The sequence below is a fragment of the Streptomyces sp. NPDC053426 genome (assembly GCF_055585405.1).
In genome coordinates this window covers 301,842-308,867 of sequence record NZ_JBVJKE010000012.1, presented here as the reverse complement: position 1 = coordinate 308,867, position 7,026 = coordinate 301,842, and the positions used below count along the sequence as shown (strand labels likewise).

Sequence of the window (7,026 nt, the reverse complement as noted above, 5' to 3'; positions counted from 1 at the left end):
CGACGCCGTACGGGACACCGGCCACGACGCCGAGGACCACCGCAACCTGTTCGCCGCCGTCGACGCCCTGCGCATCCCCGTCGACTACCTCGCCCGGCTCTTCACCGCCGGCGACCCGGCCCCCGTGGACGCGGTGCTGCGCCGCCTGGCCGCCATGCGCGCCTACATGCGCGACATCAACCTCGGCCGTGAGCCGGACGCCTCCATCCCCGAGGACGTCGGCATGGGCGAGGAGCAGATGTACGACATGTACCGGCTGCTCGCCCTCGCCAAGTACGACGAGCGGTACGTCATCCCGCCCGCGCACGCCGAACAGGCCCACAGCCTGGAGGAGCTGGCCACCGAGTGCAGCCTCGACTACGAGGGCGGCCCCGGCATGGGAGGCTCCGGCCCCTTCGGCGAGACCTCCGGCGGCGCCGCCCCGATCGCGGTGGAGAACTACCGCGCCCTGCGCGACCGGCAGACCTCCGACACACCCGCGGCCCCCACCGGCAAGGAGACCCGCGTCAACCTCCTCAACTGGGACGGCAAGGGCAGTCCGCCGGGCCTCTTCCCGCCCGGCAACGGTGACACTCCAGGCAGCAGCCCGGACAGCGGTGGAGAGGTCGAACCGAAGCCATGAGGAACAGACTCAAGCTCAGGCCCGCGAACCGGGTCCAGCCCTGGCACACCTACGCCTGGCAGATCCAGTCGCTGCTCCTCGGCTACCCCGACGAGGACCTGGCCGGACATCTGTCCCTGGCCCGGCGGACGGCCCCCGCGCTGCCCGCCGGGGTGGGCGAACCCCTGCTCCGTTTCGTCGAGCATGCCGAGGACGCCGGAACCCAGGCCATGGCCGCCGCCTACGTGGCCACCTTCGACCTCCGCAAGCGCTGCTGCCCGTATCTCACCTACTACGCGCACGGCGACACCCGCAAGCGGGGCCTCGCCCTGGTGCGCCTGAAGCAGGCCTACGCCAGGGCCGGCTGGCGGCTCGGCGAGGACGAACTGCCCGACCACCTCGCCGTCGTCCTGGAGTTCGCCGCCGCGGACCCGGCGGCCGGCATGCGCCTGCTCACCGATCACCGGGCCGGCCTGGAACTGCTGCACCTCGCCCTGCGCGACGACCAGGCCCCCTGGGCGGACCTGCTGAGCTCCGTCTCCGCCACCCTGCCTGCGCTCGCCGGCGACGAACGCGAGGCGGTCGCCCGGCTCGCCGCCGAGGGCCCGCCCGAGGAACAGGTCGGCCTCGACCCCTACGCGCCGCCCCAGTACACGCCCGCCCCGTCCGCCGGAGGCCCCCGATGAGCGCGACCCAGTCCCACCTCCCCCTGGCGGTGGAGTCCGGCACCGGCGGCATCCTGCTCTGGATCGTGCTGCCCTATCTCAGCCTCGCGGTGTTCGTCCTCGGCCACGTCTGGCGCTACCGCTACGACAAGTTCGGCTGGACCACCCGTTCCTCCCAGCTCTACGAACGGCGGCTGCTGCGCATCGGCAGCCCGCTGTTCCACTTCGGCATCCTCCTCGTGCTGCTCGGACACATCGGCGGACTCCTCATCCCGGAGAGCTGGACGCACGCCGCCGGAATCAGCGAGCACACCTACCACGTCGTCGCCGTCGCGCTGGGCACCGCCGCGGGCATCTGCACCCTCGGGGGCCTGGCCATCCTGGTCTACCGGCGGCGCACCGTCGGCCCGGTCTTCTCGGCCACCACCGTCAACGACAAGGCGATGTACCTCTCCCTGACCGTGACCATCGGTCTCGGCCTGGCCGCGACCGTGGTGGCGAACATCGTCGGCGGCGGCTACAACTACCGCGAGACCATCTCGCCCTGGTTCCGCTCGATCTTCTACTTCCAGCCCGACCCGGACCTGATGACCGGCACCCCGGTCCTCTTCCAGCTCCACGCCGTCAGCGCCCTGCTGCTCTTCGCCGCCTGGCCCTTCACCCGGCTCGTCCACATGCTCACGGCCCCGCTGGGCTACCTCACCCGCCCCTACATCGTCTACCGCAGCCGCGACGTCCAGCTGGGCGCCCGCGCACCCCACCGGGGCTGGGAACGCACGGGCTGACAACCGCGCGTTGCGGTCGAGTGACCCATCGACTACTCATGTACCGGGCTACCGGCGGTGCGTGGTCTCAAAAGCGGCGGCCAGTATGTGGGAGTCGTGGTGGCCCTTATGGACCGGCGGAGGCTGCTTGTCGAGCCCCAGGAGTGTGGTCACGGCTGTCCAGGCGGTGCGTACCGAGTACTCGACGGTGAAGACGACCTCGTCGTGTACTTCGGTGAACTGTCCGATGAAGACGAGGTCGACCGAACCCTCGGGGACGACCTTGGGGCGGTCGTTGCGGCGGCGTCGCAGGAACTGGCTGGTGATGTAGGGCATCACAGAGGGCACGACGATGGAGTTCTCCAGGACCCGTGCCGTCACCGCCTCGTCGAACGACAGGTGGTACAGGACCTCTTCGGGGATCTCCCGGCCGGAGCACCTCGTCATCGGCTGCAGATCGGGAACCGCGCACTTCAGGGTTTTGTATGGCTTTGGGAGCCGCCAGTGGGCCGTTGGTCACCCGTCTCGTCCGGAGGGCCCCGCGGGAGGGGCGGTCGCGGTGGGCGGGCAAGGACGATGAGGGCCCCGGTTGGTGGACCGTCACCGACCGGGCCGTGCTCATCCCCGGCGAGGTGATCGTCCGTACGCTGCTGAAGCAATTCCACCGGTTGCCGCTCCCGGATCTACGGCTCGACCCGTTCGTGCGGGTCGCCGAGCGAATCGAGGCAGTCACGTCGCTGTCAGAGGACGATCGCGACTGGCTGCGTCATCGACATGCGGGACTCCGAGAGCAATGGGAGCGCGTGTTCGCCGGTCTGCCGGAGTGCGTGGTACACGGTGACGCATGGGTCGGCAACGTCGCCCACACGCCAGAGGGGCCGGTACTGCTTGACTTCGAGCGGGCTTCCATCGGGCCGCCCGAGTGGGATCTTGTTTTTACGACGGCGGTGAGGACGACGACGATCGGGGTGGTCACCGAAGCCCAATACACCCAGTTCTGCGGAGCGTACGGAACGGACGTCACGAAGCGGGAGGGCTATGAACTCCTCGCCGGTGCTCGCGAGCTGCGCATGTCCTTGTATGCGGCCCAGCACACGGCCATGCGCCCAGAGCGGCAGGCGGAGGCTCGATACCGCGTCGACTGCCTGCGGGGCCGCACAGAACCGCGCCCCTGGCACTGGCAAGGGATCATGTAGTGCCCGCTCAAGAGACGCTGCACGGTGTCTTCGGTACTGCAGTTGTCGAAGTCGCCGCTGCGGAAGCGGCGTTCGGAGGACGGCCCGAGGTCCTTGGGATCCGGCATTTCCCGTGTCTTCGTACGAACAAGTCGGCGGATCACGTGTCTGCCGCGTCTGCGGGAAGCGGGACCGTCCATTCCACGACCGTGCCGGTCGGGTCGTTCGTTGTGATGGTGAGACTGCCGCCCAGGTCGGTGGCGCGCCGGAGAAGGTTGTCCAGGCCGCTGCGACGGGTGACGGACGGGTCGACGCCGCGTCCGTTGTCGGCCACACGCAGTCGTAGCCGGATGCCGTCCGTCTCGGCGGTGACCTCCACTGCGGTGGCCTTCGCATGCCGGGCGGTGTTCGACAGTGTCTCGCGCAACACCGCCAGCAGGTGCTCGGCGTGGCCGGGGGGTACGCCGGTGTCCAGCAGGCCGGTCATGCGCAGGGCGGGGCTGAAGCCGAGTATCTCGGTGGCCTGGTCGGTCTCGGACAGCAGCCTGGCACGCAGCCCCCGCCCGTCGGAGCGGTCGCGCTCCCGTAGCGCGTAGATCGTCGTCCGCACGGTCTTGACAGTGTCGTCGAGGTCGTCGACCACGCGCTGGACGCGCTCGGCCAGCTGGGGCCGGTCGGCCAGCCGGCCCAGTACGGAGTTCAGTGTCAGACCGGAGGCGAACAGCCGCTGGATGGCCAGGTCGTGCAGATCGCGGGCGATGCGGTCACGGTCGGTCAGCACCAGCAGATGCTCGGCCTCGCGCCGGTGCTCGGCGATCTCCAGGGCGAGTGCGGCCTGGTCGGCGAAGCCGCCGATCATCGTCATGGTGGCGTCGGGGAAGTCCTCGCCACCCGGCGGATTGGCGACCTGCAGGACGCCGTGGACGCGCTCGCCACCACCCAGTGGGAGCAGGAACCCGGGCCCCAGTTCGACGCGGGCCGCGGAACCGCTGCCCGCCTGCGGCTCCTGGGACAGCGCGGCGCTGGTGATCCGCTCGCCCGAGTGGTAGACCTTCGCCGCCAGCGTGGTGGGCGGCAGCAGTAGCCCGCGCACCCGGTCGGCGCCCTCACCGTCGGCCGCCTCGATCACCAGCTCGTCGCCGCCGTCGAGCGGCACGGCCACCGTCACCAGAGCTGCCTCGGCCAGCGCGCGTACGGTCGCGGCGACCTGATACAGCACCTGACCGGGGTCGGTGCCCGACAGCAGACTTCGCGTCAGGTCGCTGCTCGCCGCCAGCCACTGCTCTCGGCGCAGGGAGTCCTCGTACAGCCGAGCGTTGTCGATGGCCACGCCGGCTGCCGCCGCCAGCGTCCGCAGCACGGCCTCGTCCTCGTCGTCGAACTGCGCCCCGCCGCGTTTGTCCGTCAGGTACAGGTTGCCGAAGACACGGTCGCGCACCCGCACCGGAGCCCCGAGGAACGTCGTCATGGGAGGGTGCCCCTCGGGGAAGCCCACGGAATCGGGATGTGCGCCGAGGTCGGCGAGGAGCAGCGGCTCGGGCTCCCTGATCAGCAGGCCCAGGATGCCGTGGCCCTCGGGATAGTGGCCGATCCGCTCGATGGTCTCCTCGTCGATGCCGACGGTGATGAACTGTTTGATGCGGCCTTCCTCGCCCACCACGCCCAGCGCGCCGTACTCGGCGTCCACCACGGCCACCGCGGATTCGGTGATGCGTCGCAGCACCACGTCCAGATCGAGGTCGGAGCCGATCGTCAGGACCGCGTCCAGTAGCGCATGCACCCGGTCCCGGGTCGCTCGTACCTGCGCCACCTGCGCCTCGAGTCCCTCCAGCAGCTCGTCCAGCCGCAACTGAGGTGCCGCAGGAACGTCCCTGCCAACCTCGGCAGGTCTCTCCGCCATCTCCGCTCCCTCCGGAAAAGTGCCACTGGCACCTCCCCAGCATGCCTCAATGGCCCTATCCCTGTGCGAACACTTGTGTTAAACGAGGGCATTGTCACGGCAGCGCAGATCCCATGCCCCGCCCTGACCGTGATCGAGGTACCCCTGAGCAGAGTGGCGCGGGCGACGGTGGTGGGCCTGAAGGCGCCCGCCTCTGCCCGCTACTTCGATGTTCCGGCGGCTGACAAGCCGGTGCGGCGGCCCGCGAGGCTCGTGCCGGTGCAACGGGTGAGAACCGGCCCTGCAACGACGACCACCAGGACACAGGCAGCCACCAGGACACCGAGGCAGGGTTCCTGACGTCGGCAACGAAGAAGTTGCCGCAGGCGATGAGCGTGGTACCGACCCGCAGCCGGCCGGCGTGGCGCCGCGCCCGCGTGGACGGCGGGCAGCATCGACAGGACGTCCGCCGGGCCGACAGACACACCGAAGGCGAGGAAGAACACCGTGGCGAACAGGTCGCGCAGGAGAGCCGGCATGGGCCGGGCCCGTGCCGGCGGCGGAACCCGTCGACGCCGGCCCGATCAGGAAGGCACCGACGGCCGCGGAGACATGGATGATCACGGTCAGGGCCGCGATCATCAGGGTGATGCCCAGCAGCCGCGGCAGCACCTGTCGTAGTGATCACCACCGTCCGGCCCTGGGCGTGACCGCCGACAGGGCCGATCGGACCCGGAGCCGTCCCCGGCGACCTCCCCCTCTACACCCTCTACACCGGCCGAGACGTGGACCCGCCTCGGCGTCGCACCACGGTGGCGGTGAACGCCGTCGCCGCTCCGGCTGTCGCGGCCAGCAGCAGGAAGCCGCCCGTGTAGTCCTCCGTGGCGCCGTGGATGGCGCCCATGACCAAGGGAGGAAAGAAGCCGCCCAGTCCGCCGGCGGCACCCACGACACCAGTGACAGAACCGACTTGCTCGGGCGGCACCAGCCGGGCGACCAGGGCGAACACCGCGCCGGAGCCCGCGCCCAGGGCGGCCGCCATGCCCAGGAAGGCAAGCGTTCCGACCGGGATCAGCGGCAGCTCGAAGGAGGCGAGGAACGCGAGAGCGGTCAGGGCCGCGTAGGACGTGATGAGGACCGGTACCGGGTGCAGGCGGTCGGATGCCCAGCCGCCGACCGGGCGCATGGCGACGGCGAGGACGACGAACCCCGCGGTGCGCACGGCGGCGTCGGACCGCCCGAGGTCGTAGGCGGCGGTGAGGTAGGTGGGCAGATAGACACTGAAGGCGACGAACCCGCCGAAGGCCACGGCGTAGAGGAAGGACAGTTGCAGTGTGGCCGCCATCCTCAGCGTCGCCGCGGTGCGGGCGAGCAGCGAGCCGCCGGGCACGGCACGGTCCGCCCTGTCCCGCAGCAGAAAATGCGCCATTACGGAATAGACCACCAGGAGGGCGGCGACCAGGTCGAACGGGAAGGCGTAGAAGGCGGCGTCGGTGAGCTGCACCGTCGTGAAGGACGACAGAGCGGTGCCGCCGGTGCCCAGCCCGAAGATCCCCAACGCCAGACCGCGCCGCTCGGGCGGATACCAGGCGTTGACGAACGGCACCCCGATGGCGAACGCCGTACCGCCCAGCCCGAGGAAGAAACCGCCCACGAGCACCTCGGCCAGAGAATCGGCCAGATGACCGAGATACAGCACGGGCAGGACGGTGAGGACGGAGACGAGAGGAAACATCCGGCGAGCACCCACACGGTCCGTGAGGGCGCCGACGGGGATCCGGCCGAGTGAGCCGACGATCACCGGCACCGCCACCACCAAGGACTCCTGGAACGACGTCAGGCCCAGATCGTCGTGCAGCGTCGAACCGAGCGGCGAGAGCAGGGCCCATGCCCAGAAGCACAGCATGAACCCGGTCGTGGCGAGGACCAGCATCCGCGTCGG

Annotated in this window: 5 protein-coding genes and 2 pseudogenes; 4 read left to right on the top strand and 3 right to left on the bottom strand. The window is 70.2% G+C overall.

Features of this window, described 5'->3' with window-relative positions; genetic code table 11:
• The 3 genes and pseudogenes from narY to narI form a co-directional block, all read left to right on the top strand.
• A pseudogene (narY, locus tag ACZ62B_RS25240) lies at nt 1-622 on the top strand (nitrate reductase subunit beta); the annotation flags it as partial.
• Nucleotides 619-1,287: a nitrate reductase molybdenum cofactor assembly chaperone gene (gene narJ, locus ACZ62B_RS25235; RefSeq protein ID WP_344560253.1), complete on the top strand. Its 669-nt coding sequence runs from the start codon at nt 619-621 to the stop codon at nt 1,285-1,287. The pseudogene narY and the gene narJ, both read left to right, overlap by 4 nt.
• Nucleotides 1,284-2,051 (top strand): respiratory nitrate reductase subunit gamma, encoded by a 768-nt coding sequence (narI, locus tag ACZ62B_RS25230; RefSeq protein WP_344560254.1) that lies wholly within the window; start codon nt 1,284-1,286, stop codon nt 2,049-2,051. The genes narJ and narI overlap by 4 nt, the downstream gene beginning before the upstream one ends.
• Before the next feature lie 48 nt (nt 2,052-2,099).
• Here the strand turns inward: narI and ACZ62B_RS25225 are convergent.
• A pseudogene (locus tag ACZ62B_RS25225) lies at nt 2,100-2,483 on the bottom strand (oleate hydratase); the annotation flags it as partial.
• Between the two features lie 161 nt (nt 2,484-2,644).
• Between ACZ62B_RS25225 and ACZ62B_RS25220 the strand changes: the two are divergent.
• Nucleotides 2,645-3,226 (top strand): phosphotransferase family protein, encoded by a 582-nt coding sequence (locus tag ACZ62B_RS25220; protein WP_344560255.1) that lies wholly within the window; start codon nt 2,645-2,647, stop codon nt 3,224-3,226.
• Nucleotides 3,227-3,365: 139 nt separating this feature from the next.
• Here ACZ62B_RS25220 and ACZ62B_RS25215 read toward each other — a convergent pair whose 3' ends face one another.
• Together ACZ62B_RS25215 and ACZ62B_RS25210 are read right to left on the bottom strand one after the other, a co-directional pair.
• Nucleotides 3,366-5,105 carry a sensor histidine kinase gene (locus ACZ62B_RS25215; protein WP_344560256.1) on the bottom strand — a complete coding sequence of 580 codons (1,740 nt, stop codon included), beginning with the start codon at nt 5,103-5,105 and terminating at the stop codon, nt 3,366-3,368.
• Between the two features lie 748 nt (nt 5,106-5,853).
• Nucleotides 5,854-7,017: an MFS transporter gene (locus ACZ62B_RS25210; RefSeq protein ID WP_344560444.1), complete on the bottom strand. Its 1,164-nt coding sequence runs from the start codon at nt 7,015-7,017 to the stop codon at nt 5,854-5,856.
• Nucleotides 7,018-7,026: the final 9 nt, after the last annotated feature.